23 protein-coding genes are annotated in these 25,101 nt (G+C 61.7%); 5 read left to right on the forward strand and 18 right to left on the reverse strand.

Annotated elements, in window-relative coordinates:
• Positions 1–68 precede the first annotated feature (68 nt).
• The 10 genes from F6X24_RS12470 to panB form a co-directional block, all read right to left on the reverse strand.
• A complete protein-coding gene (locus F6X24_RS12470; protein ID WP_151088314.1) occupies positions 69–1,022 on the reverse strand; it encodes a pectinesterase family protein in 954 nt (317 codons plus the stop codon).
• Entirely contained in the window at positions 1,023–1,856 is an 834-nt protein-coding gene (locus tag F6X24_RS12475) for a rhamnogalacturonan acetylesterase (protein WP_151088315.1), read from the reverse strand.
• A 17-nt stretch (positions 1,857–1,873) separates the two neighbouring features.
• On the reverse strand, positions 1,874–2,674 hold the full coding sequence (locus F6X24_RS12480; protein WP_151088316.1) for a rhamnogalacturonan acetylesterase: 801 nt from the start codon (positions 2,672–2,674) through the stop codon (positions 1,874–1,876).
• 217 nt (positions 2,675–2,891) lie between these two features.
• Positions 2,892–3,269 carry a 50S ribosomal protein L19 gene (gene rplS, locus F6X24_RS12485; protein WP_151088317.1) on the reverse strand — a complete coding sequence of 126 codons (378 nt, stop codon included), beginning with the start codon at positions 3,267–3,269 and terminating at the stop codon, positions 2,892–2,894.
• A gap of 147 nt (positions 3,270–3,416) precedes the next feature.
• The gene (gene trmD, locus F6X24_RS12490) at positions 3,417–4,094 is read right to left on the reverse strand and encodes a tRNA (guanosine(37)-N1)-methyltransferase TrmD (protein ID WP_151088318.1); all 678 of its coding nucleotides are present in this window, start codon (positions 4,092–4,094) and stop codon (positions 3,417–3,419) included.
• Between the two features lie 88 nt (positions 4,095–4,182).
• A complete protein-coding gene (rimM, locus tag F6X24_RS12495; RefSeq protein WP_151088319.1) occupies positions 4,183–4,749 on the reverse strand; it encodes a ribosome maturation factor RimM in 567 nt (188 codons plus the stop codon).
• A 112-nt stretch (positions 4,750–4,861) separates the two neighbouring features.
• Positions 4,862–5,416: a 30S ribosomal protein S16 gene (locus F6X24_RS12500; protein ID WP_151088320.1), complete on the reverse strand. Its 555-nt coding sequence runs from the start codon at positions 5,414–5,416 to the stop codon at positions 4,862–4,864.
• Between the two features lie 144 nt (positions 5,417–5,560).
• Positions 5,561–6,334 (reverse strand): acyl-CoA desaturase, encoded by a 774-nt coding sequence (locus F6X24_RS12505; RefSeq protein ID WP_151088321.1) that lies wholly within the window; start codon positions 6,332–6,334, stop codon positions 5,561–5,563.
• Positions 6,335–6,556: 222 nt separating this feature from the next.
• Positions 6,557–7,270, reverse strand: coding sequence for an RluA family pseudouridine synthase (locus tag F6X24_RS12510; protein WP_151088322.1), 714 nt, complete (start codon positions 7,268–7,270; stop codon positions 6,557–6,559).
• A gap of 203 nt (positions 7,271–7,473) precedes the next feature.
• Positions 7,474–8,289 carry a 3-methyl-2-oxobutanoate hydroxymethyltransferase gene (gene panB / locus F6X24_RS12515; protein ID WP_151088323.1) on the reverse strand — a complete coding sequence of 272 codons (816 nt, stop codon included), beginning with the start codon at positions 8,287–8,289 and terminating at the stop codon, positions 7,474–7,476.
• A gap of 148 nt (positions 8,290–8,437) precedes the next feature.
• On the opposite strand from panB, the gene F6X24_RS12520 reads away from it, so the two are divergent.
• A complete protein-coding gene (locus tag F6X24_RS12520; RefSeq protein WP_191906314.1) occupies positions 8,438–9,919 on the forward strand; it encodes a TlpA family protein disulfide reductase in 1,482 nt (493 codons plus the stop codon).
• A 247-nt stretch (positions 9,920–10,166) separates the two neighbouring features.
• Here the strand turns inward: F6X24_RS12520 and F6X24_RS12525 are convergent, their stop codons facing one another.
• The 7 genes from F6X24_RS12525 to F6X24_RS12555 form a co-directional block, all read right to left on the reverse strand.
• Positions 10,167–11,999 carry a LysM peptidoglycan-binding domain-containing protein gene (locus F6X24_RS12525; RefSeq protein WP_151088325.1) on the reverse strand — a complete coding sequence of 611 codons (1,833 nt, stop codon included), beginning with the start codon at positions 11,997–11,999 and terminating at the stop codon, positions 10,167–10,169.
• Positions 12,000–12,142: 143 nt separating this feature from the next.
• On the reverse strand, positions 12,143–13,393 hold the full coding sequence (locus F6X24_RS12530; protein ID WP_151088326.1) for an outer membrane beta-barrel protein: 1,251 nt from the start codon (positions 13,391–13,393) through the stop codon (positions 12,143–12,145).
• Positions 13,390–15,084, reverse strand: a complete 1,695-nt coding sequence (locus tag F6X24_RS12535; RefSeq protein ID WP_191906315.1) for a carboxypeptidase regulatory-like domain-containing protein — start codon at positions 15,082–15,084, stop codon at positions 13,390–13,392. The genes F6X24_RS12530 and F6X24_RS12535 overlap by 4 nt, the downstream gene beginning before the upstream one ends.
• Before the next feature lie 59 nt (positions 15,085–15,143).
• Positions 15,144–15,788, reverse strand: coding sequence for an O-methyltransferase (locus F6X24_RS12540; RefSeq protein ID WP_151088328.1), 645 nt, complete (start codon positions 15,786–15,788; stop codon positions 15,144–15,146).
• Between the two features lie 3 nt (positions 15,789–15,791).
• The gene (locus tag F6X24_RS12545; RefSeq protein WP_151088329.1) at positions 15,792–16,253 is read right to left on the reverse strand and encodes a YDG/SRA domain-containing protein; all 462 of its coding nucleotides are present in this window, start codon (positions 16,251–16,253) and stop codon (positions 15,792–15,794) included.
• 2 nt (positions 16,254–16,255) lie between these two features.
• Positions 16,256–17,494, reverse strand: coding sequence for a M16 family metallopeptidase (locus F6X24_RS12550; RefSeq protein ID WP_151088330.1), 1,239 nt, complete (start codon positions 17,492–17,494; stop codon positions 16,256–16,258).
• A 112-nt stretch (positions 17,495–17,606) separates the two neighbouring features.
• The gene (locus tag F6X24_RS12555) at positions 17,607–20,186 is read right to left on the reverse strand and encodes a M1 family aminopeptidase (RefSeq protein ID WP_151088331.1); all 2,580 of its coding nucleotides are present in this window, start codon (positions 20,184–20,186) and stop codon (positions 17,607–17,609) included.
• Positions 20,187–20,238: 52 nt separating this feature from the next.
• On the opposite strand from F6X24_RS12555, the gene pxpB reads away from it, so the two are divergent.
• Genes pxpB through F6X24_RS12575 form a run of 4 tightly spaced genes read left to right on the forward strand, consistent with a single transcriptional unit; the run spans position 20,239 to position 23,986 of the window.
• The gene (pxpB, locus tag F6X24_RS12560; protein WP_151088332.1) at positions 20,239–20,958 is read left to right on the forward strand and encodes a 5-oxoprolinase subunit PxpB; all 720 of its coding nucleotides are present in this window, start codon (positions 20,239–20,241) and stop codon (positions 20,956–20,958) included.
• Complete coding sequence (locus tag F6X24_RS12565; RefSeq protein WP_151088333.1) at positions 20,955–21,968, forward strand: 5-oxoprolinase subunit C family protein; 1,014 nt, start codon at positions 20,955–20,957, stop codon at positions 21,966–21,968. Before pxpB ends, F6X24_RS12565 begins: the two co-directional genes overlap by 4 nt.
• 57 nt (positions 21,969–22,025) lie before the next feature.
• Complete coding sequence (locus tag F6X24_RS12570; protein WP_151088334.1) at positions 22,026–22,805, forward strand: LamB/YcsF family protein; 780 nt, start codon at positions 22,026–22,028, stop codon at positions 22,803–22,805.
• Positions 22,802–23,986: an NRAMP family divalent metal transporter gene (locus tag F6X24_RS12575; protein WP_151088335.1), complete on the forward strand. Its 1,185-nt coding sequence runs from the start codon at positions 22,802–22,804 to the stop codon at positions 23,984–23,986. The genes F6X24_RS12570 and F6X24_RS12575 overlap by 4 nt, the downstream gene beginning before the upstream one ends.
• Before the next feature lie 6 nt (positions 23,987–23,992).
• On the opposite strand, the gene F6X24_RS12580 is transcribed toward F6X24_RS12575, so the two are convergent.
• Positions 23,993–25,069: a glycosyltransferase family 9 protein gene (locus F6X24_RS12580; RefSeq protein WP_151088336.1), complete on the reverse strand. Its 1,077-nt coding sequence runs from the start codon at positions 25,067–25,069 to the stop codon at positions 23,993–23,995.
• Positions 25,070–25,101: the final 32 nt, after the last annotated feature.

Genomic DNA, 25,101 nt, shown 5'->3' on the forward strand with positions numbered 1-25,101 from the left:
GAGGGATAGGGAAGAGAAGCAATGACCATCCAAAGGTACCATCCGTGGCCGGATAGCTGAGGAGATTCTTACTTCTTCACCACCCAGGGCTCCTTCCCGCTAAAAATATTCTTGAGGTTATATTCTTTGGCCTCCTTGGCCGTGAGCTGGTGCGACCAGGGTACGCGGGCGGTCGGCCGTGCTCCCGGACCGGTAGAATGATACTCGGCAAAATAGGCGGTTTTCTCGTTTTCTGGGTTTTTCCAGTTGTCCCAGCCCGCCGGCACCAGGTGGCTACCCAGCTCACAGTTGATATAGACTACCTTGGCGTTGGGCCGCCAGGGCCGGCCCAGGTATACCTTTTTAGCCAGGGCGGTGTCGGCTACCAGCTTGCAATCCAGGAATACCAGCCCGTACGGCTGCTCAGCCGGGGTGGAAGCGGCCGTCACAAACGAGTTTTTCTTGCTTTTTATCACGCAGTGGTCAAACACGCCGGTGCTGGCCCCGAAAATAAAATCGGTCGTCCCCTCAATGTAGCAGTCGCGGTAGTATTGCCGGCTGCCGCCGGTAGCCAGCAGCAGCACATCCTGGTTGCCCACCATGCGGCAGTGCCGAAAAATGGCCCGGTCGCCTTCCACGTTCAGGGCCACGGCCTGCCCGGCCTTGTAGCCGGCCGCGTTTTCAAACGTCACGTTTTCGGCCGTAAAGTCGTTGGCCTGCACCAATACTGAGTACGAGGCCGGCGTGGTCAGGTCCTTGATGCCCACGTGGTCGTCGTACGTGATAATGGTACCAGCCGCATCGTCGCCCCGCAGCACGAGGTGCGTTTTCAGGGTCGGCACGGTCACCTTTTCATGGTAAGTGCCTTTTTTGAGCTGGATGACAACCGGCACCGCCGACTGGCTGGGGGCAGCATCTATGGCTGCCTGCACGGTGCGAAACTGCCCGCTGCCATCGGCCGCCACTACGAGTGGGCCGGTAGCCTGGGCCCGGACAGCAAGCGTACTCAGGCCGAAGCCAGCCAGCAAAAAAAACGTTTTCATTTAGGGAGTCGTGGGCTGAGAGTTGGCGCTGCTGGGGGTGGCAACGGCGTTTTTGGGTAGGGGGCGGGCCAGGTGCTCTTCGGCCAGCGGCACGTGCTGGGCTTTCAGGTCGGCTACTACCAGCTGGGCCATCTTGCGGGCTCCCAGCTCGTTGAAGTGGGTGTTATCGTTGCGGCCCAGGGGGTAGTTGGGATGGTCGCCGGGGGCGAGCTGCATAAACAGCAGCTTGGAATTCTCATCGCCGAACTTCTGAAGCATGTCCCGGCTCAGCTTGTCCATGTCTACCAGCGTCACCTTAAGCTCTTTGGCCACTGCCATGGTAGCGGCCGAGTACACGACGTGCGTTTCCTTAATTTGTCCTTGCTTGTCGAAATACCGCCGCGAAACCGGCGTAAGCAGAATCGGGTTGGCCTTTTTGCTGCGGGCCTCGGTCACAAACTTCGCCAGATTCCTGCGGTAGTCTTCGGGGGTGGTATAGCGGTCGGGCTTATCCTGCGACTCGTCGTTGTGCCCGAACTGAATGAACACGTAATCACCCGGTTGCAACGCCTCAACCACCGGCTGCCAGCGGTTTTCGGCCAGGAAGGTGCGCGTGCTGCGGCCGTTCTGGGCGCGGTTGTCCACCACTACCGTGGTGTCGAAAAAAGTGCCGAAGGGCATCCCCCAGCCCGTTTCCGGAAACGTAGCCCTGATTTTGTTGGCCATCGTGGAGTCGCCAATCAGATAGAGCTTGGTCTTATGAGGGGCCGGGGGGGCCGCCACAAACGCCAGCAAGCCGAATAAAGCCAGCGGAGCCACCTTATTGAAAAGGGAGGTTAATATATTATATTTCATATATTTAAAATATGTAATTAGCGGGCTTGCGGGTCCACGGCTTTCTTCACCGTGCCCTGCACGATGCGCTCGGCCAGGCCCAGCCTGAGGTCCCGGATATCGGCCAGCACCAGCTCGGCCATGCGGCGAGCGCCCAGCTCGCTGAAGTGCGTATTGTCTTCGCGGCCGTCGGGGTAGTTGGGGTGCTCACCGGGCGCTAGGTAATTGAATAGCAGCTTCGAATTTTCGGGTCCGAACTGTTGTAGCAGCACCTGGCTCCGCGCATCGAGGTCGATAAGCGGCGTATTCGTTTCGCGGGCCACGGCCCGCACCAGCTCGGCGTAGGCGGCGTGGGTTTCCTCAACTTTGCCGGCTGCGTCAAACTTGCGGCGGGCCACCGGCGTCAGCAGCACCGGCTGCGCCTTGCGGCTGCGGGTTTCACTCACGAAGCGCTTCAGGTTGGCAGTAAAATCAGCTTCCGGCGTGTAGCTGGCTTTGGTCGGCACCTCGTCGTTGTGGCCAAACTGGATGAACACGTAGTCGCCCTCACGCAGCTCGCTAGCCACGGGCTGCCAGCGGTTCTCGGCCAAAAACGTTTTTGTGCTGCGCCCATTCTGCGCCCGGTTATCCACGGTTACGCTTTCGTCGAAAAAAGCTGTGAAGGGCATACCCCAACCCGTTTCGGGATAGGCTTTCACCTGCTTGATGGCCATAGTGGAGTCGCCAATCAGATACACTCTTGTTTTGGCGGGGGCGGCCGGTATAAATGAAAGCAGCGCCAAACACAGCAGCGAGAGTAGGCCCAGGGCTGCCGCCACGGATAAAAAACGGGAATTCATGTGCAGAGTAGGAGCGAGAGAATAGCGGCGCCGATGCTTCAGCGAAGGCTCAATTGCGGGTAGTCACCCGTAAACCTACTCGCTAAGCCGTAGTCTCACCACACTTTTCTGCGCAATCGTTGCCGATAACGTTGCCGGGCGAGCCGGGCCAGGCAACACAAAAAAGCCGGCCTTCCCGAAGGAAGACCGGCTATATAGCTTGCGAGGAAAGCGGAGCTTAGGCAGCTACCTTCTCGACATCGCGGCGACGCTCCTTGATACGAGCGGCTTTGCCCGACAGGCCACGCAGGTAGAACAGCCGAGCGCGACGTACTTTGCCGCGACGGATTACTTCGATTTTGTCGATGTTGGGCGACAGCAGCGGAAAGATACGCTCGGTACCAATCTGGTTGGAAATCTTGCGAACGGTGAAGGTTTCGCCGTTGCTGCTGGGGTTACGACGCTGCAGAACCACGCCCTGGAACTGCTGAATGCGCTCCTTGTTGCCCTCGCGGATTTTTACGTGCACGATAATGGTGTCACCGGCAGCAAACTTGGGAAAGCTGGCGCGGCGCTCCTGGCCTTCGGCATTGATGAAGTCGAGTAGTACGCTCATGGCGAAAAAAAGAATTACGAAGAGGCAGCGCCGCTGCCTACTGGATTGGTATTTTGCGAAACGGAGCGCAAAGATAGAAAATTAAGCGCAGAAATGCAAGCGTGAGCCGTAGTAATCAGCTTAAAAGAACGTCATGCTCTTGGCAAGCTACTCTTTCAGCAAATCGGGCCGCCGCGCCTGGGTGCGGGCCAGCGCCTGCTCGTGCCGCCACTCCTCAATCTTGGGCGTGTTGCCCGAAAGCAGGATTTCCGGCACGGCCAGCCCGCGCCACTCGGCCGGGCGGGTGTACACGGGCGGGGCCAGCAGGTCGTCCTGAAACGAGTCGGAAAGGGCCGACTCTTCGTTGCCCAGCACGCCCGGCAGCAGCCGCACCACGGCATCGACGAGCACGGCTGCCCCCAGCTCGCCGCCGCTCATCACGAAATCGCCGAGGCTGATTTCGTGGGTAACGTAGTGGTCGCGAATGCGTTGGTCAACGCCTTTGTAATGGCCGCAGAGCAGGATAACATTGCCCAGCAGCGATAAGCGGTTGGCCAGGGGCTGGCGTAGCGTCTCGCCATCGGGCGTGAGGTAGATGATGGCGTCGTACGTCCGCTGGGCTTGCAGCTCGTCAATCCAGGCGGCAATGGGCTCTACGCGCAGCACCATACCCGCGCCGCCGCCAAACACGTAGTCGTCGAGCTGCCCGTGCTTGTTGATGGCGTAGTCGCGCAGGTCGTGCACGCAGATTTCGGCCAGGCCTTTGTCCTGCGCCCGCTTCACGATGGAGTGGGCAAACGGGCTCGTCAGCAGGGCCGGCTGGCAGGTGAGGATGTCGATACGCATAAGTTGTAGCGTGGACTCTGCGAGTCCGCGCGTTGCATCATTGACCACTAAAGTGCCACGCGCGGACTCGCAGAGTCCACGCTACAGGTCAGTCCGCGTTGGGGTTTTTGTGAGCGCCGGGGTTCAGGTAAATATCCAACAGCCCTTCGGGCATGTTCACAAACAGCTGCCTGGCTGCCATGTCAGCGTGGCTTACCAGCTCATCCACTACCGGCAGCAGCACTTCCTGGCCTTTATAGCGCATGGCTAATACATCCTGCTGGGGCAGCTCGTAGAAGTTCTCCACTACGCCCAATGGCCCCTCGGTGGCATCAATGACCTGAAAGCCAATAACGTCGTGGAAATAAAACTGCGTGCCTTCCAGCTTAGGCAGCTCGCTCAGCGGCAGCCAGAGCTTGCCGCCGCGCAGGGGTTCGGCTTCCTCAATGCGCTCGATGCCGCGCAGCTTGAGCAGCACGCGCAGGCCACCCTGCGGATTGACCCGCTCTACCTGGTAGGCAGTGAGCCGGGCCGGCGCGGCGGGCAAGGCCAGGTACACGGTCTTAAGCTTGTCGTACGTAGCGGCGTCGTCTACATCCAGCTGCGTCACCAGCTGGCCTTTGAGGCCGTGGGGCTTCACAATGAAGCCGAGTTCAAAGCATTCGTCGAGCGTCATGCGTAGCAATACGTGAGGTTGTTGAAATGACTGATTAATATGCTGTTAAAAAAGAACGTCATGCTGCGCTTACGCAACATGACGTTCTTTTTTAACAGCATACGCTGCCAGCTTAAGCAGCGGCTTCAGCCGAAGTTTCGGCGGTTTCCGTGGTGCCTTCGGTTGCGGCTGCCTCAGCCGGAGCGGCGGGGGTAGCCGCAGCCAGGGCAGCAGCCTGCTTGGCGGCCAGCGCAGTAGCCCGGGCCTCTTTTACTTTGGTTTCGGCGGCAAGCTGCTGCTTGCGGGCCTCGGCCTTGGTGTCGGTGAGGCCGGTTTTCTTGGCTTCGATTTTCGCGTCTTTCTCGCTCAGCCAGTCCTGGTAGCGCTGGTCGGCAACTTCCTGGGTCAGCGCGCCTTTGGTAACGCCAAGCTGAAGGTGACGACGCAGCAGTACGCCGCGGTAGGCCAGCATAGCCCGTACCGTTTCGGTGGGCTGGGCCCCGTTCATCACCCAGTAAAAGGCCCGGTCAGCGTCGTAAACGATGGTAGCCGGGTTGGTATTGGGGTTGTAGGTACCAAGCTTCTCAACGAAGCGGCCATCGCGCGGTGCACGGGCATCAGCTACTACAATGTCGTAAGTCGCGGCCTTTTTGCGGCCACGGCGGGCGAGGCGGATTTTAACTGCCATAAACCTTGGGGGTTGTGCGACGCAGCTCGTGCGTCTGGGTGAGGGGATAATTTCCCTGTTTGGGGCCGCAAAGGTACGGAGAGCCAGCGCAATAAAAAAGGCCGAAGGGATACTTCAGCCTTTTACTTGCTTGTTTAGCGAAATTTACGCGGCCTGGGCCAGCTTCTTGACGCGCTGCTTGGGCTGCACGTTGCGGCGCTTAATCTTGATAATACGGGCCTTATCAAGCGTCCAGATAGCCACGTAGGTGGGGTCAAACTCCCACCACTTCACGCCGAAGTTGACGCGCATGGGCAGCTTGTGGTGGTTGTTCTGAAACAGCTCGCCGAAAGCCAGAAAGTCCAGTGCCAGCGTGTTCTTCGACTTATCGTGGTTATCGAAGTTCTGGTAGCCGTACTTGTGGCCGCCCCAGTTCACGATGGCACCGTGAATCGGACCCATCAGAAAGTGAATCGGCAGCAGCAGGTATTGCCACCAGGCAGTGGCGAAATTGATGTAAAACAGCACGTAAGCCGTGCCCCAGCCCAAACGTGAAATGGCCGTGCCGCCAAATGCCTCCAGCGCTTTCCACTGCGGAATGTCGCCCTCGAAGCGCGCGGCCAGCTCATTTTTGTGGTTTACAACGTCGTTGTAGATATTCTTGGTTTTCCACATCATATCAAACGCGTTGTTCGAGAAGTGCGGCGAGTGCGGGTCCAGCTCTGTATCGGAGTAGGCGTGGTGCATGCGGTGCAGCAGCGCGTAGGCGCGCGGCGACAAAAATGAGCTGCCCTGACAGATATAAGTAAACAGGTAAAAAAACCGCTCCCAGAACTTGTTCATCGTAAACATCTTATGCGCCGCGTAGCGATGCAGGTAAAACGTCTGGGTAAACAGCGACAGGTAGTAGTGGGCAACGAAGAAAACCAGAATAACCATTCGGTATAGAACGTATGGAGTGAGCTTAACGCCGCCCGCACAAGCTATTCCAGTGGGGCATAGTTCATCAATAAGGCAAAATTACGGCCGTTGGTTAACCCAAATTGCCCAAATGCTTAACAATGCCCTAATGTTACACCGGCGGGGAGTAGGTAATGGGTACTGAATAACGGGTACTATCGTTGCTTGCCTGGCACGACAGTAGCCATTACTTACTGTCTATTAGCCAGGGTAAAAAGCCCGGGCCGCGTCCCAGTGCGGGGCATCGGGCAGGGGCGCTACAAACTTCATGGTCTCCTTGGTAACGGGGTGCTGAATTTCGAGCTGCCGGGCGTGCAGCGCAATGCTCACATCGGGCAAAGGATTCAGAAAACCATATTTAACGTCGCCCACGATGGGCGTGCCCAGGCCGGTGGCCAGCTGCACCCGAATCTGGTGCGGGCGGCCGGTTATGGGGTTCACTTGCAGCAGGTAGCGGTTGGCGGCCGGGCCCAGCAGCTGGTAGCTCAGCTCGGAGCGCTGGCCCTGGCCGTGGCGCTCGGGGTAGGCTTTAGTGACGTTGCGCATGGGGTCTTTCACCAGCCAGTGAATAAGGGTACCCTGCTCGGGCACCGGGGGCTTACCAGTAAGCGCCCAGTAGGTTTTTTTCAGCTGGCTGTCGCGAAACATCTCGTTCAGGCGGCTCAGGGCTTTGCTTGTTTTGGCCAGCACCACAATGCCCGACACCGGCCGGTCGATGCGGTGAGCCACGCCAATGAAGGCCGCGCCAGGCTTTTTGTACTTGAATTTCAAGTACTCAGCTGCTTTGTTGGAGAGCGGCTCGTCGCCGGTTTCGTCGCCCTGCACCAGGATGCCGGCAGGTTTGTTAATCACCAGCAGGTGATTGTCTTCAAAAATAATTTCCCGGCCTTCGGCCCACAGGTTCGGACGATTCACGCAGCAAAGAAGCCGCAGCGCGGGCTGCGGAAAAGATAATTCGGTTCGCTAAAAGATAACCAGCGGCCTACCCGCGGTGGCGCGGGCTTGTGGATTCAATAACCCAAACGATTGGCTTGCTACCAGCGAAGGTAAGGATAAGCGACGGATGGTTTGGCTGGCTCCCCGTGGCAGGGCATCTTAGCCAAACTTTGGGTTTGCCATTAATACCCTTCCTCTTTGCTCGGAAACTCGCGGCTTTTCACGTCAGCTACGTAGTGCTGCACGGCTTCCGTCATAATATCGTGCAGCTCGGCGTAGCGCCGCAGGAAGCGGGGCTTGAATTCTTTGGTGATGCCTAGCACATCGTGTACTACCAGCACCTGGCCATCGACATCGGGGCCGGCTCCGATGCCGATAACCGGGATGGTCAGCTCTTCGGCCACGCGCTTGGCCAGCGCGGCGGGTATTTTTTCGAGCACCAGGCCAAAGCAGCCGATTTCCTGGAGCAGGTGGGCGTCTTCAATCAGCTTCTGGGCTTCGGCCTCTTCCTTGGCGCGCACGTTGTAGGTGCCGAATTTATAGATGCTCTGGGGCGTGAGGCCGAGGTGGCCCATAACGGGAATGCCGGCCGTTAATATTCTGATAATACTATCTTTAATCTCGGCTCCGCCTTCGAGCTTTATGCCGTGGCCGCCGCTTTCCTTCATAATGCGGATAGCCGAGCGCAGCGCCTCCGACGAGTTGCCCTGGTACGAGCCGAAAGGCATATCAACCACTACAAAAGCGCGTTTTACGGCCCGAACCACGCTCTGGGCGTGGTATATCATCTGGTCGAGGGTGATAGGCAACGTGGTTTCGTGGCCCGCCATCACGTTGGAGGCCGAGTCGCCGACGAGCAGCACATCTACGCCCGCCCCGTCCAGAATCTGGGCCATTGAGTAATCGTAGGCCGTAAGCATGGAGATTTTTTCGCCCCGCTGCTTCATGGCCAGCATCTGGTGGGTGGTAACGAGCTTAACTTCTTTGTGCTGCGACATGGGGTCGGGAAGAGGGTTTGGGGCCGCAAAGCTGGCGACAATTTTGGAAATACGCCGGCAAAGGGAACGTCTACGCTCCGGATGGCGTAGTCGGAAGCGGTGGCGAGTGGCGTCGCTCCGTAGCTGCTTCCCTTACTCATTCTTCTTAATGAAAGCACTAACTCTCTGGCTCACAGGCCTGACCTTACTGGCTGCCCCGGTAGCTGCCCAAACCACTGCCGAACTGCACGGCCACCTTACTAATACGGGCTCCGAAAAGCTGCTGCTGACCTGGTGGGGCCAGCCCCTGGCTACCCACGAGCAGCAGCGGGCGGTACACCTCGAGCCGAATGGCGATTTCAGCCTCTCAGTGCCGGTGGCACGCCCGATGCTGGCCCAGCTTAGCTACGGCGACGAGGAAATTCCGGTTTTTCTGGAGCCGGGTGATGCCCTGGAGCTGCACGGCAACGCCGAAGACCTGGCCGCTACCGGTAAGTTTGACTCGGCCGACGGTGCAGCGCACCGCCCGGCCGCCGCGGCCAACAACTACTTGCAGGAGCTGAGCCGGCGCTTTCTCAACAACGACGATTACCAGGTGTTGCCGGAGAATATAAAGCTGGCCGAAAAAGGGTTCCTCTCTTTTCTGGATTACCGGCGTAGCCATGAGCAGGACTTGTTGAAGCAAACCAGCCGGCGCGGCAGGTTTACGCCCGCTTTTGAGGCCTATGCCGAAGCCGATATTACCTATACCTACGCCGAGGACCGCCTCACGTATGCCGACCTGCGCGAGCAAACCGTAGCCGACCAGCCGCGCCTCGATTTGTCGCCCGGTTACTATGCTTTTCTGCAGGAGCCCGGCCTGCTGCCGGGCAATGAAGAGGCGGTAGCCAGCGCACACTATCAGGATTTTTTGCTCGACTACGTGCATTATCAGGCGCGGGCCACGGGGCACCAGCCCAGTAGCCCCGACTACTTTCCGACCTGCTACCGCTTGGGGGATAACCTTTTGCACGCCGCCGCACGCCCGGTGGTGCTTGGCCGCATCGTGCTCGAAACCATTCGGCAGGGCCACGTAGCTCACGCCCAGGCCATGCTCACGACCTATGCGACTACGGCCCAGGCCCCGGCCGGCTGGGTGGCGCAGCTGCGTTCCGACCTGGCCGACCACCAGTCGTTTGCTATCGGGAGCGCAGCTCCGCCCGTGGTTATGCGTACCGTAGATGGCAAAGAGCTTTCTCTGAGTGACTTTCGGGGTAAGCTGGTGTACCTCATGTTCTGGGATAGCCGCTACCCGGCCGGTCAGCGCGAGCTGCCTTATCTGAAAGAGCTAATGGCTGCCCTGGCCGGCCAGCCCATTGTGGTGCTAATGGCCGCGCTCGATGAGTCGCCCACCAGCTGGCAGCAAACGGTGGCCTGCGCCAGCCCGGCGCTGGCCGGGACGCAAGCTTACGTACTGTCGTCTGGTAGTAACCAGACTTTGCGCCAGGCCTATAGCATTGAGCGGCTGCCCGACGCCGTGCTCATTGCCGAAGATGGCACCCTGCTCGACCTGCACCCACGCCATCTGAGCAGCCGCGCGCTGCAAGACGACCTGAAGGCCGCCGTGGGCCGGGCCGCCGCCTACCGGGCGGTGGCACTTAATCAATTGTAATCTCCTCCCAGTAAACCGGGCTAAGCTTAAGTAGGAAAAATTCTGGTACTGACCTAATCAAGTGGAGTATCACCTAGCGTTGATGCTCCACGTTTTTGGCTGTGCCCATTCTGAGGAATTCGCTAATAGATTAAGCGCACATCTGACCTGCGAGCCGGGTCAGGTGTATAACTTTCCAAACAGCTTGTACTCATCAAAAGAGCCAGCTCATCCCTGATGAGCTGGCTCTTTTGATATAATATATTTTCTATAGTGTGGGTACCCGCAGCGTTTCGCCTACGCGCAGCGTGGGCGTAGCCCGCTCATTATGAGCCAGCAGCTGGGCCACGGTGCAGCCATAGCGCCGGGAAATGCTGTAAAAGGTGTCGCCCGTCGCTACGGTATAAGCGCCGCTGGAGACGTTACTGGCCATCGGGCTGGGCTCGGTGGCGGGTGGGCTCAGGTGCAGCAACTGGCCGGCGCGCAGGGGCGTCGAGGGCGAAAGGTTGTTCCAGGCTGCCAGCTCGGCGGGGCGCATGCCCACGCGCCGGGCCAGCGCATACAGGGTTTCGCCGGGCGCTACCAGATAAGGGTGGCTGTAGTCGGCGGCCGTCGCCGGCCGCATAGCCGTTGGCGTGGGCAGGCGCGCCATCGCTGTCGCTGGGGCGGGGCTGGGTAAGCCTTCACTCAGTACGGTCGGGCGCTGGGCAGGCAGCGGCTGCACGGGCGGCCCTGGTACTTCGGTGGGCAGCTCATTAATACTTGCCAGCTCCTCGTCGTCGGCCGGGTTGTAGGGCTGGGGCGCGGTGGCTTCCGGCTCGGGAGCGGGCCGTGCTGCCACCGGCCGCGTACCGGGTACCGCCTGGTACTCAGCGGCAATGGTACGGGGCCGGGCGTGGCTGAGCCACAGCACGAGGCCCGGCCGCACTGCCTCATCAGTAGGCAGGCGATTGAAAAAGCGCAGCGACCGGCGCAGCACTCCGTAGTGCTGCGCCACGGCGGCCAGCGTCTGGCCGGGAGTTACTACGTGGTAATCTTCTTCGGACGCCTCCTTCTTTCGCTGAAAAAAGTACGGCTCGCCCGGAATGGGGACCTCGTTGGCACCCAGCTCGTTTACTTTCTGAAAAAAGCTCAGGCTGGCACCGCCGCGCTGGGCCAGCGCCGCAGCCGATTCGCCGGGCTGGGCCAACAAGGCCTTCAGCCCATTGATGCGCAGATAGGTAGGGGCGGGAAGCGCGGCCGCGGGCAAGGTTGGGGCCGGACTGACCGCCAGGAGCGGACCGGTGGCCAATGGCACCAGCAGGGTGTACGGACGCCCATCCTGCGGTACGGTGCCCGTCAGCAGCCAGGGGTTGAGCCGGGCCACGGCGGCCGGGTCGGCCGAGAAGGCCGCGGCTTGCTGGGCCAGGCTCTGGCCAGGGGCAGCGGGCACCTCGCGCCAGGCTACGAAGGGCACTGTTTGCTGAGCGCAGGCCGGCTCAAAGGCTACTTTCTGAGCTATAAAATCCAGCAGGTACTGATTGGTCTGGCTGGTGAAAGTCAGCTCGGTAGCGTCGGCGTCGCCGGGCCGGGTGAAGGGGCGCACGCCGCCCAGGCCCGTATTATAGCTGAGCAGCGCATTGGCCCAGTTGTGGAGCGTGGCATTGTTGCGATTGAGGTAGCGGGCGGCGGCGCGGGTGCTGGCTATCAGGTGGCGGCGCTCGTCAACGGTGCTGTTCACGGTCAGGCCCAGGCCCAGCGCCGTTTCGCGCTTCAGCTGCCAGTAGCCAACGGCCCCGTGGGCGCTTTCGGCGTTGCCTTGCAGCGCACTCTCCTGCAGCACGAGGTAGCGGAAATCGGCCGGAATCCCTTCCTCAGCCAGCACTTGCTCGATAAGCGGAAAAGCCGACTCGGCCAGTGCCACGCGGGCCTCAAACGAGGCGGTGTGGCGGCACAGGCTGTTCACTTTGGCTTGTACCAGCTGCCGGGCGTCGGCGTCGAGCGTCAGGTGCAGGCCCGCTACGTCGAGCGTGGCGGGTACTATAGGCGCACTTGTGTCCGGTAGTGCCAGCGCCGGGCGGCTGGCCAGCCCCAGCAGCAAGACGGGTAAGATTTTTCTCATAACGCAAAGTCAGTCAACGCTCCCTCTCAGCTACCGTTGGCAAGTTAGGGGAAAAAGTGAGAAGGTGAATGGGAGGCCACCGCAGCTGTAGCAGCCCGCACGGCCTCCTTAACTTCCCTGTTTACGCAAAACCAGCACAACTGCTAGTCGCGGGGCGGGCCGCCGAAGCCGCCGGGTGGGCCGCCCTGGCCGCCTCCGGGCCGCCCCTCGAAGCCACCGCGCCGCCCGCCGCCCCGCTCTTCGGGCGCGGTGGGCAGGGTGGTCATGTTGGCCGAGCGGATGTTATACGTGAACATCAGCATGAAATACTGCTGGAGCACCGTGGTTTGCACGTCCTCGTAGTACGCCACCGTCACGTTGCGCTGAATGGCGCGGTTCTGCTTGAGAATATCGAAGGCGTAGAGCTTGATTTCGCCGCGCTGACCGGGAAAAAGCTTCTTGCCAATCGAGGCATTCCAGAGCACGTAGTTCTGGTTGTAGGCGCTGCTCAGGCCCCGGTAGAGCTGGTGGGCCACATCGGTCTGAAACGTAATGCCCGGCCCTACTATCCAGGTGAATTTCAGGCGGGTAAGCTGGCTGAAATACGCGTTGTCGAGCTGGTGGCTGAGCGTATTGCGTACGTAGCTCTGGGTCGAGTTCGACGAGAGCGTAAAGTCCAGCTTCTCGCTCACGTTGCTGCTCAGGGTCAGGCCGCCGGTCAGAGCCGGGGTGCGGGCGTAGTTGAGGGCGTTGTTGACCAGGCCGGGGTTCTGGCTGAAGCTGGCCCCCAGGCTCACGTTGTAGTTCGACTTGATGACGGCCAGCGGGTGGCCGTAGTTGGCCAGCGTGCGCACCGTGTATTCCTGCTGCAGGTTGGTCGATTGCGTGAGCTGCGCGCCGGCCGGCAGGTGCACGGCGATGGACTGGTCCGAAAAAATCGGCCGCACCGTGGTGTCGCGGCTGGCCACCAGGGTATTGTTCGAGATGGGGTTCTGGGTGTAGGTGCCCGCGAGCAACGCAAAAAAGTTGCCGGCCCGGTTGGCTTTGGCGGCCGTGTAGCGGGCCACGAAGTTGTGGGCGTACTCCTGCCGCAGCGAGGGGTTGCCGATAGTCAGCTGCAGGGGGTTGGAGTTATTCACCACCGCTTGCAGCTGGCTCAGGCTCGGCGGATTGGTGCTGGTGCGGTAAAACAGGCGCAGGTTGTGCTCGCGGTCGGGGCGCCACATCAGGTTGGCCTGGGGCAGCACGTTCCAGAAAGTGTAGTCGACCGGGCCAGGACGGGGAAAGGTCTGGTCGCCCTGCAGCCGCGCCACCTGGGCGCTGGCGCCCACCGAGGCTTGCAGCTTGCGCGTGTTGTAGCGGTAGCTCAGGCCGCCGCCCTGGGTAAGATAGTAATTATTGAATACGTTGCTCAGCGCCGAGTCGAGGCGGGGGTCAGGTACTGAGTATCGCCGAGGGCGTAGTCGTTGGTGAGCTTGCGGGAGTTGTTGGGCGCGTAGCTCAGCGAATAATTGGCTTGCAGCTGCGCGTGCCGGCCCACCGGCTCGGTGTAAGCCAGGTTGCCGGCCACGGTACCGCTGTGCTGGGTCAGGTCCGACTTCTGATTGAGGTTGGCGTTGGAACTGCCGACGTTAGTGGTTTGCAGCGTGGTCGTGCCCGTGCGGCCGTTGTACGCGCCATTGACGCTCAGCGAGAGCGTGCGGCCGGCGCGGCGGCCCAGGCGGCGGCGCAGCAGCACGTCGCCGCCGGGGTTGCTGGCCTGGTTGTTCGACTGGTAGAGCGTGTTAATCTGGCTCTGGGTGGTGCCGGCGCGGGCCGTAATGCCGGTCAGGGTCTGGTTGGCGTCGTTTCGCTGCCACGAAATCCGGGGCCGGAACAGCACCGACGTCATGGAATCGATTTTCTGGTCGAGCCGGAAATTAGCGCGGTGGTTGGTATTGGTGCTGCCCGAGAGCGAGGTCGCGCTGTACGTCGTGCTGCTCTGCGCCGGCAGCACGTACTGTCGAAACGTGCTGCTATTGAGAGTATTAGTGGAATTATTGAAGAAATAGCTACCCGTCAGCTCGGTCTTTTTATTCCAGGTATTCGAGTAGTTGGCCCCCGCCGCGTTGGTTTGGCTGATGCCGCCGCTCTGATTCACCAGAAAGTCGCCGGGGTTGGCGCCCGACCCGCCGCCCCCGCCCCCGCCGCCCCGGTTGCCGCCGGGCGCCGAGTTGCCGATAACGCCCAGCAGGTCGTCGGTGCCGAAGTTCTGCTGGTTCACGTTGTTGCTCTGGGCCAGCACCGTCATGCGCCGGTCGCCGTGAAAGTCGTTGAGGTTCAGGCTGGCCTGGTAGCGCCCGACCTGGCTGCTGGTGGGCGAGTTGCCCTCGCCCGCGCCCACCACGGCCCGCCCAAACTGCCCGTTGCGAAACGAGGGCTTGGTAATAATGTTGAGCGTTTTCTGGGTATTGCCGTCGTTGAAGCCCGAAAAGCGGCTCTGCTCGCTTTGCTGGTCGAAAATCTCCACCCGGTCGATGGCCTCGGCGGGCAGGTTTTTGAGCACGGCGTCGGGGTCGGTGCCGAAGAAGGGCTTGCCATCGACGAGTACCTGCTGCACCTGCTCGCCCTGGGCCTGGGTCTTGCCCGTGGCATCGACCGTGATGCCCGGCATCTTGGTGATGAGGTCGCCGGCCGTGGCATCCTGGTTGACCTTAAACGCCTTGGCGTTGAGGCTGGTCGTGTCGCCGTGCTGCACGGCCTGCACCGCCTGGCCGGTCACTACCACCGTTTTCAGGGCCACGCCGCCCGCCTGCATCGCCACCGTGCCCAGCGCGATGGGCGCGCCGCCGGCCGGCACCGTCAGCGGCTGGCGCTGGTCGCGGTAGCCGATAAACGAGGCCAGAAACACGTAGCGCCCCGGCGCCACGCCCGTTATCTCAAAGCTGCCATCGGCCGCCACCGCCGAGCCGGTGCGCACCGAGTCGGGCAGGTGAATGAGCACCGCGTTGGCCCCGATGAGCGGGCTCTGGTCTTTGCCATCGAGCACTTTACCGCGCACAATGCTTTGGGCAGAAGCGCTGAAAGCCAGCAGCCAGGCCAGGCCGGCGAAGAGTAGAAAGCGCATAGGGCTACGGGTTTTTACATTTGCCATTGCCGCGCTGCGCCCGCAATGACAAACAGATGTTAAGTTTTGCGCAGCAGCAGCAGGCCGTCGCGCACGGGCAGCAGCAGCGGCACCACGCGCGGGTCGTGCCGCACCTGCGCATTAAAGGCACGTACGGCGCGGGTATCGTGGTCGTTGGCTTTGAGTGGATAATCGGCCAGGGCCTTGCCGCCCCACAGCACATTGTCCACGATAAGTAGTCCGCCCGGCCGCACCTGGTTGACAACCAGCTCAAAGTACCGGCTATTATGCAGCTTGTCGGCATCAATAAAGACCAAGTCCCACACTTCGCCGACCAGGCCCGCCAAAACATCGGCCGCATCGCCAATGTGCAGCTGCACGCGCCCGGTAAGCCCCGCCGCCGCTATGTAGCGCCGGATGCGGCTTTCGCGCTCAGGATTAATCTCAATGGTATGTAGCTGGCCATCAGTAGGTAAGCCTTCTGCCAGGCACAGCGTCGCGTAGCCCGTAAAGGTGCCGATTTCGAGCACCCGCCTTGGCTTTAGCAGGTGCGCAAGCATACTTAGCAGCCGGCCCTGCCAGTGGCCGGTAGCCATGCGCGGCATCAGCAATTGCAAGTGGGTTTCGCGCCAGAGCGCGTGCAGCAGCGGCGGCTCGGGCTCGGAATGGGTGTTGGCGTAGGCCTGAATAGCGTCGTCGGTCATGGCTTAATTTGTCTTTGCACGCCACGGCTCCAGCCGGAAGCGGTACACCCCAAAGCCGGATTTACCCGTTATATATTCTAAATTTACTATATAAAACAGGCCTTCGTAGCGAAACTGCCAGGCTGCCGGAGCCGCGTCGATACGCCGAAAAACCCGAATGGGCCGGCCGGTTTCCTGGCTGCGCGTCAGCGCCCGGTTGCGGTGGTTGAGGTCCTGGTGGGCTACCTGCCGGCCGGTCTGGCCATCGCGGCTGCCATAGCCGGCATACCAGAAGTAGTCGTCGTGGATTTCATCATCCTCGTACTGGTCGGCCAGAATAAGGCTCTCGGCCCCGTGCGCGCTGGTGGCGCACACGCCGGCCCGCGGCGGTCGGTGCTGCCCGCGCAACGACAAGTCGAGGCGCGAAGCGAATAAGTCGCCTGGGCGCGCCGTACCAACGTGGCCGAAAGTTGGAGTAGCCCCCATCGCTACTTTTCTTCCGGCACGTACTGCAAAATGCTCAGGTTGTCTTCGGCCAGCACTTCGTTGGCCAGCTCACGCAGCTCGGTGGAGGAGACGCGCTCGATACGCTCGAAAATCTCGCTCAGCGGCTCTACGCGGCCCAGGTCGAGGGTACTTTTGCCCAGCAGCTGCATCAGGCCCGAGTTGCTTTCCTCACTCATGGCGAGCTGGCCCATGAGTTGGTTTTTGGCGACGTGCAGCTGGCTGGTGGTCAGTTCTTTGTCGCGCAATAGCTTGAGTTCTTTCTGCACCAGGCCCAGGGTACGGCTGAGCTGTTTGGCCTCGGTGCCAAAGTAAATGCCAAATAAGCCCGTGTCGGTGTAGGGCGAATAGCTGCTGTCGATAGTATAGACCAAGCCATATTTTTCGCGCACGGCCAGGTTGAGGCGCGAGTTCATGCCGGGGCCACCCAGGATATTGTTGAGCATAAAAAACGGCACCCGGCGCTCGTCGGTGAGCGGGTAGGCGGGGCCGCCCACCAGGCAGTGCGCCTGCGAGATGGGCCGCTGCTCGGTGCGGTCGTGGCGCACGTAGCCCGCAAAGGGCAGGCGCGCCCGCGGCCCCAGCCGCGCCGGAATAGGGGCCAGAAACCGGTCGGCCAGCCGCTTTACTTCTTTAAACGACAGGTTGCTTACCGAGCTGAATACCAGCCGGTCGGTGCGCACGTTCTCGTCGTAGAACTTGTGAAAATCAGCGGTCTGAAAGCCGCTCACACTCTCCCGGGTACCCAGAATATTGATGCCCAGCGGGTGCTGCCCGTAGATAACGGCGTCGAAGTCGTCGATAATGGCATCTTCGGGCGCATCCTGGTACATGCTCATCTCCTCCAGAATCACGCCGCGCTCTTTCTCTACTTCCTTTTCGGGAAATATCGAGTTGAACGTCAGGTCGGTAAGTAATTCAAAGGCGCGCTCAAAATGGGTGCTGAGCAGCGTGGCGTAGAAGCAGATTTTCTCCTTGGTGGTGTAGGCATTCAGCTCGCCGCCCACCGTTTCGAGGCGGTTGAGGATGTGAAACGACTTGCGCTTGTGCGTGCCCTTGAAGGCCATGTGCTCCCAGAAATGCGCCAGGCCCTGCTGGTGCGTTTGCTCATCGCGCGAGCCGATATCGAGCAAAAAGCCGCAGTGCGCAATTTTGGTGTGTGGTACTTCCTTGTGCAAGAGGCGAATGCCGTTGGGATATTCGAATTGATGGTAATCAGACATTGTAGCTAGTAACCGACGAAAGCAGCAAAGTTCGCGCCCGTAGCGCGGACTCTGCGCGTCCGCGCGTGAGAACGTTCAGGTGAGTACCACGCGCGGACGCGCAGAGTCCACGCTACATGGCCAGCTTTTCGGCCCGAAACAGGTCGTCGGCCGCCTGCAAAAGCTTGGCCCGTAGCTGCGGGTTGTAGTTCGGGCGGGCGGCCAGAAAATCGCGCACCGTGCGCGCCGCCGTGGGCGTCTGGTAGCTGCCCAGGGTGCTCTGGAGCCAGCCGGCCGGGAAAAATATATCGCCCGTGAGCTGAATCTCTTCCAGCAGATTGAGGCTTTCGGGTAAGTATTTTTCCGAGGTAGCCGCCCGCAGCGGGTGGTGCAGATAGCCGAGGGCGCTCTGTACCCAGGCTTCCTTCTCGCGATTTTTCTCCTGCTTCAGCGAGGCAAAAAAGGCGTCGCGCGTTGCCACGTCGGGCGACAGAGCCGGCATCAAAAACTCCAGCCGCTGGCGGCGGTCTACGTTGGTAATGCGGGCCAGTTGCTGCGGGAGAATGGGTTGCGGCGCAGCGTAGTCGCGCACGGCCAGCGCCAGGGCCAGCGCGGTGTAGTCGTCCTCGGTCAGCTTCACCAGGCCGGGCGCTTTCTGGCTTTGCCAGATGTCGTAGAGCCGCGCCTGGGCTTCCGGAGTCAGCGCAATGCTCTGGTAGGCTTTGAAATAGAGCTTTTGCTCGCCGGGCCGGGGCTGCTGCTGCATGGCCTGCCACAGCGCCTTTTCCATCGCCGGAGCCAGGGCCGTGCGCTGGGCGGGCTTCAGGAATTTCCAGTAAATATCGCTCAGCTGGCCGGTAAGTAGCTTGATATTGAGGTCGTTGGTTTCGTGCGCAGTCTGGGCGAGGTAGCGGTCGAGCAGCGGGCGTGGTGCGTAGCCCCGGCCATTGAGCATATTCTCAAAAAGTGCGATATAGGTGCTGGCGCGGGCTACCGGGTCGGAGAGCGTAGCCAGGTTGTCGGCCGCCTGCGGGGCCACCGGAAACACGCCGTAGCCCAGCCCCTGCGAGTTGAGCAGCACGTAGCTGGGCGCCGGCTGGCCGGCGGGCAGTGGCAGGCTCACCACCCGCTGATTCATATTTACCGGCAGCTCGACGGGGCCGCCGGGGTACATCAATGTCACCTCAAACTGCTGGGGCCAGAGGCGGTCCGAGCCGTCTTCGGCGTGCTGCCGGATAACGAGCTGCGTAGGCTGGCCTCCTTTCGGCGTTAGCTCGTAGTCGAACACCGGCCGGCCGGGCTGGTTTACCCACACCTGGTTCCAGGCTTGCAGGTCGGCGGGCGTGTGGGCGTCGAGAATAGTGATGAGGTCGGGCCAGGTGGCGTTGCCGTGGGCGTACTTTCTGAGGTATTCCTGCACGCCTTCCTGAAAGGGTTTTTCGCCCATCAGGCGCTCCAGCTGGCGCATCATAATGGGGGCTTTATGGTAAATAATATTCCCGTAGAGCGAGCCGGCATCCTGCAGATTCTCCAGCGGCTGCCGAATGGGGTTGGCCCCGGCGGTGCGGTCCACGGCGTAGGCGGTGGGGTAGTGGTCGGTCACGAACTTGAGCAGCTGCGCCGGGCCGGCCGAGGCCTCGGGGTTCATTTTGTCGGCCATGAAATTGGCAAACACCTCCTTCATCCACACGTCGTTGAACCACTGCATGGTCACGAGGTCGCCAAACCACATGTGGGCCGTTTCGTGGCCGATGAGGTTCTGGCGGGCCAGCAGCTGGTCCTTGGTCGCGCCCTCATCCAGAAACAGCGAAGAAGCTTTGTAGTCGATGTTGCCGACGTGCTCCATGCCGCCATACTGGAAGTCGGGAATGGCCGTAAAGTCGAACTTCTGGAAGGGAAACGCGATGCCCGTATAGTTTTCCAGAAAGGCCAGCGCCTCGCCGTGCAGCCGGAAAATAACGGGCACACTAAGCCGGATTTTGGTCGTGTCCGTTTCGCGGTGATAGAAATTCATCGGGCGCCCCGCCACGGTGCGCTGCACCGGCGTAAACCGGCCGGCGGCAAACGAAAAGAGGTAGGTACTGATAGAATCGGAGGGCAGGAAATGGTAGGTTTTCTGCCCGTCGGCGCGCAGCGAGTCGTGCAGCGGCCCATTGGCCACGGCCTGCCAGGCGGCCGGCACGGTCAGCGACAGCGTGATAGTTGCCTTCAGATTGGGCTGGTCGAATACCGGCAGTACCGTGCGGGCACGGTCAGGCACGAGCAGCGTGTAGAGGTAATCGGCGTTGCGGTTCAGCGATAAGTCGCCGGCATCCAGGCCGATGTGCACCACGTTGTGGCCGGCGCGCAGCGCGGCGGCGGGCAGCACCAGGTGCTCCTGCCGGTAGTCGAGGGCGGCCGGCTGGCCATTGATAGTGAGGCTGTGCAGCTGGCCGGCGGTGCCTTTAAAATCGAGCTGCACGGGCGCGTGGGTAGGCAGCAGATTAAACTGTATCGCTTCCTGTGCCCGCACCGGGGCGGCTTTGTCGGCGAGCACCGTCAGCTCCACCTCATACCGCACGCGGCTGATGGTTTGCTTGCGAAACTCGGCCAGCTCGCGGGCCACGCCGGGTACTACGGGCGGCGCGCTGGTGGTAGGATAGGTAGCGCGCTGGCAGGCGGCCGCGAGCAGCAGGCCGCTTAGCGCCCCATATTTACGGAAGTGAACCGGCATTGACTAGCAAAAACAGCTAAAGAATAATTCCCAAAACTAAGCGGCTATCGGCATGGCTGACCTCGCAGCCCCCCTACGTATGTACCCGCTCGGCGACGCGGCCCTGGTGCTGGAGCTCGGCCAGGCTATCGACCCGGCTACCCACCGCCTCATTCAGGCCTTCGCCCGGCTGCTCGACCAGCACCCGCTGCCCGGCCTGCGCGAATACGTGCCGGCCTTCACCACGCTTACGGTGTATTACGATTGCCGGGCGCTGCCTCAGGCCAGTGGCTTACCGCCCTACGAGCAGGTAGCCAGCTACTTATCAGCCCTATTGCCGGCTGCCCGGGCTGCCGCCATGGAGTATGCGCCCGGCGCACTCGTGGAAATCCCGGTTTGCTACGGCGGCGAGTTTGGGCCCGATTTGGAGGTAGTGGCGCAGCACGCGCAAGTAACAGCTAAAGAGGTGATTGCCCTCCATGCCCATGCCGAGTACCTGGTGTACATGGTTGGTTTTGCGCCCGGCTTTCCCTACCTCGGCGGGCTCGATGCGCAGCTGGCTACCCCGCGCCGCGCCCAGCCCCGGCCGCTGGTGCCGGCCGGCGCGGTGGGTATTGCCGGTATGCAAACGGGCATCTATTCGCTGCCTACGCCGGGTGGCTGGCAGCTCATCGGGCGCACGCCGCTGCGGCTGTTCGATGCCGGCCGCGCCCAGCCCAGTCTCCTGAAGGCGGGCCAGCGGCTGCGCTTTGTACCCATTTCGCAGGCTGATTTTCAGCGGCTGGCTTCATGAATATCAGCGTGCTGAAACCCGGTCTGCTTACCACCGTGCAGGACCAGGGCCGGTTTGGCTACCAGCAGGCTGGGTTGGTAGTAAGCGGCGCGCTCGACGCCGTGGCGCTATGCACTGCCAACCTGCTGGTGGGCAACCCCGAAACTGCCGCCGGCCTCGAATGCACCCTGCGCGGCCCCACGCTGCGCTTTGAGACGGACGCGCTGCTGGCCCTGACCGGGGCCGACCTGGCCGCCAGCATCAACGGCCAGCCGGTGCCCACCAGCCGGCCGGTGGCCGTGCGGGCTGGTACGGTCCTGGCATTTGGTGCGCCTCCGCGGGGCGGCCGGGCGTATCTGGCCGTAGCCGGCGGCGTGGCCGTGCCAGTCGTGCTGGGCAGTCGCGCTACGTATCTGCGGGCCGCGCTAGGCGGTTTCCAGGGCCGGGCGTTGCGGGCCGGAGATGAGCTGCCGGTAGGAGAGTGGTCGGCCACCGGCGTGCGCCTGTTTGCGGCGTTGCGGCCCGCAAACCTCCGTGGCTGGGCGGCGGCAAGCTGGTGGGCCCATGTCACCCCGCCCCGAGCCCAACCTGCCGATGCGCTGCTGGTGCGGGCGCTGCCTGGGCCGGAATATGAGCAGTTTACCCCCGAAAGTCAGCAAAATTTCTGGGCGCAGACTTTCGGCGTAACTACCGAAGCTGACCGCATGGGCTGCCGCCTGAGTAGCCCGGCCCTCACCCGGCACACCGCCGCTGAGCTGCTGTCGAGCGCCGTTACGTTTGGCACGGTGCAGGTGCCAGCCGGGGGCCAGCCCATTGTGCTGCTGGCCGATTGCCAGACCACCGGCGGCTACCCGCGCCTGGCCCAGGTTATCTCGGCCGATTTGGGCCGCCTGGCGCAGGCGCTGCCCGGCACCCGCCTGCGCTTTCAGGTAATTACCCTCGCCGAGGCGCAGGCGCTGTATCTTGCGCAGCAGCAGCGGCTGCGGGCCTTGCGGAGCACCATTCAGCTGAGATTAATATATGATAAATAATATATTATGCCTCGCTTTCTCATCGAGTCCGAACGTTAATCTTTCACTAGCGCAACCATGCCTTCTGTTGATTTAAACTGTGATATGGGCGAAAGCTTCGGGGCCTGGACGCTGGGCCAAGACGCCGAAATAATGCCGCTTATCACCTCTGCCAACGTCGCCTGTGGGTTTCATGCCGGCGACCCCGGCGTGATGCGCCAGACCGTGCAACTGGCCCTGCGCCACGGCGTGGCCATCGGCGCGCACCCCGGCCTGCCCGACCTGGTAGGCTTTGGCCGCCGCAACCTGGACATTTCGCCCCAGGAAGCCTTCGATATGACGGTGTACCAGCTCGGGGCGCTGGCCGCCGTGGTGCGGGCCGAAGGTGGCCAGCTGCATCACCTCAAGCCCCACGGCGCGCTCTACAACATGGCCGCTACCAATGCCAAGTTAGCCGAGAGTATCGCCGAAGCCATCTACAAAGTGCAGCCTGAGCTGAAGCTCTACGGCCTGGCCGGCTCCGAGCTGACCAAAGCCGGCGAAAAAATCGGCCTCAAAACCGCGCACGAAGTATTTGCCGACCGCACCTACCAGCACGACGGCACGCTTACGCCCCGCCGCCAGCCCGACGCCCTCATTACCAGCGCCGACGCGGCCATTGCCCAGGTGCTGCGCATGGTGCAGGGGGGCTGGGTGCGCACCCAGCAGGGGCCGGAGGTGGCCATCCGGGCTGATACCGTGTGCCTGCACGGCGACGGCGCCCACGCCCTGGACTTTGCCCGGCAGCTGCGCACGGCGCTGGCCCAAGCCGCCATCGAGGTGCGTGCTACCCCCGCCGTTGCGCCCAGCGCCCGATGAAGCTGAGGTTTCGTACGCTCGGCGGGGCCAGTCTGGGCGCTGCTTTTCTGATGGCCAACTCGTCCATCGGCCCGGGGTTTCTGACCCAGACCACCGTGTTTACCCAGCAGCTGCTCACCAGCTTTGGGTTTGTGATTCTGGTATCGGTGCTGCTTGATGTGGGCGCGCAGCTCAATACCTGGCGCGTACTCACGGTGAGTGGCTTGCGGGCCCAGGACCTGGCCAACCGCCTGCTGCCGGGGCTGGGCTACTTCCTGGCGGGCATGGTTATTCTGGGCGGCTTCGCCTTCAACATCGGCAATATTGCCGGCTGCGGGCTGGGCCTGAATGTGCTCACCGGCCTCTCGTACGAGCAGGGCGCCCTTATCAGCTGCGGGGTGGCCCTGCTGCTGTTCTGGGTGCGCGAAGTCGGCAGGATGCTCGACGGCTTTACCAAGGTTCTGGGGACGGTCAAGATTCTGCTCACGCTGGGAATTGCCTTCAGCGCGCACCCGCCGCTGCTGCAGGCGCTGCACCATACCCTGCTGCCGGCCAGGGTAAGCGCGGCGGCCATTGTCACCATTGTGGGCGGCACGGTGGGCGGCTACATCACGTTTTCGGGCGCCCACCGCCTGCTCGATGCCGGTATAAAAGGCCTTGGTAGCCAGGCCGAAGTGACGCGCAGCGCCGTCAGCGGCATCGTTATTTCCACCATTATGCGGTTTGTGCTCTTCCTGGCCATTGTGGGGGTGCTGAGCCACGGGGCCGTGCTGCAAGCCGACAACCCGGCGGCGGGGGTGTTCCGGTCGGCGGCGGGCGAGGTGGGCTTCCGCATATTCGGCATAATATTGTGGAGCGCGGCCATTTCCTCCGTAGTGGGCGCGGCCTACACGTCGGTGTCATTTTTCAAGACGTTTCACCCCGTATTCGAGCGCTACGAGCGGGCCTGCATTTCGGTGTTTATCGTGTTGTCAACCAGTATATTCGTGCTGGTTGGCAAGCCTGCTCAGCTGCTCATTTTTGCCGGCGCCATCAACGGGCTGATACTGCCCATCGCCCTCGCCATTGTACTCGTAGCCGCCGCCAGTTCCCGCCTCATGGGCAGCTACCGCCACCCGCGCTGGATGCTGGCCGCCGGCTGGCTGGTGGTGCTCATAATGGGTAGCCTCAGCGTGCGGGCCATCTGGGAGCAGCTGGCTTAGCGAGCTTTACCTCATTCGCCAGGCGCGCGCCTCGGCCAGCGCCGCCAGCAGTTGCGGCGTTTCAATCTCCAGCGCGCAGCGAAAATGACCCAGCGGACAGCGGGCGTGCCCGTGCAGCCCGCACGGTCGGCAAGCCAGCGGCCCCGGATGCTCCACAATGCGCGAAAACGTGCTCAGCGGCCCAAACCCGAACGCCGGCACCGTAGAGCAGAAAATAGCGCACACCGGCGCATCCACGGCCGAGCACAAGTGCAGCGGGGCCGAGTCGTTCACGTAGTTCAGCACCGCCCCGCGCATTAGCGCCGCCGAAGCCAATAGGGATAATTTTCCTGATAGATTGACCACGCCCGGTCGGTTGGCCGCCTGCGCCAGCCGCTCGCAGGCCGCCGTGTCGGGCGGGCCGCCGAGCAGGTACACCGGCAAATCGGCGGGCAGGGCGGCCAGTAATTCCAGCCACTTTTCCTCCGGGTATTGCTTGGTAAACCATACCGAAGTGGGCGCCAGGCAGAGGTATTCGCCCACGGCTGCGTAGGCTGCAGCGGCGGCCTCATCGGCGGGCGTGGGGTAGAGCTTGGGCTTAGAATTAAAAATGAGTGTTGAGCCTACATTTTCTGTTGACTCAGCACGCGTATTTTTAATTTTTAATTTTTCATTTTTAAGTAAAAAAAGGTTGCGCGTCACCTCGTGCGTGCCATCGCCGATAACGTGCGGCACGCGCCGCGTGAAAAACCGACTGAATGGGTTCTCGGCAAAGCCCACCCGCTCGGCCGCGCCCGAAAACGCCGTGAGAAACCCCGTGCTGGCAAAGCGCTGCAACGTCACCACACGGCCGTATTTCTCCCGCCGAATCTGATTAAGCAGGCGCAGCAGATTCGGGTACTTGCTGGTTTTCTTATCCCAGATTAATACGCGACGAATGTGCGGATTGCCAGCCAGCAAGCCTTCATTGCCGCGTCGCACCAGCACATCGAGCGGCCGGCCCGGCTCGTGCTGCGCCAGGTACTCAACCAGCGCCGTGGCCAGAATAACATCGCCAATAAAGGCCGTTTGGATGAGCAGGGTGGCCAGGGGTGAGTCAGACATAATCGAGCCCCAAAGGTAGGCTTGGGATAAAA

It is taken from the genome of Hymenobacter baengnokdamensis (genome assembly GCF_008728635.1).
GTDB classification, from domain to species: Bacteria; Bacteroidota; Bacteroidia; order Cytophagales; family Hymenobacteraceae; genus Hymenobacter; species Hymenobacter baengnokdamensis.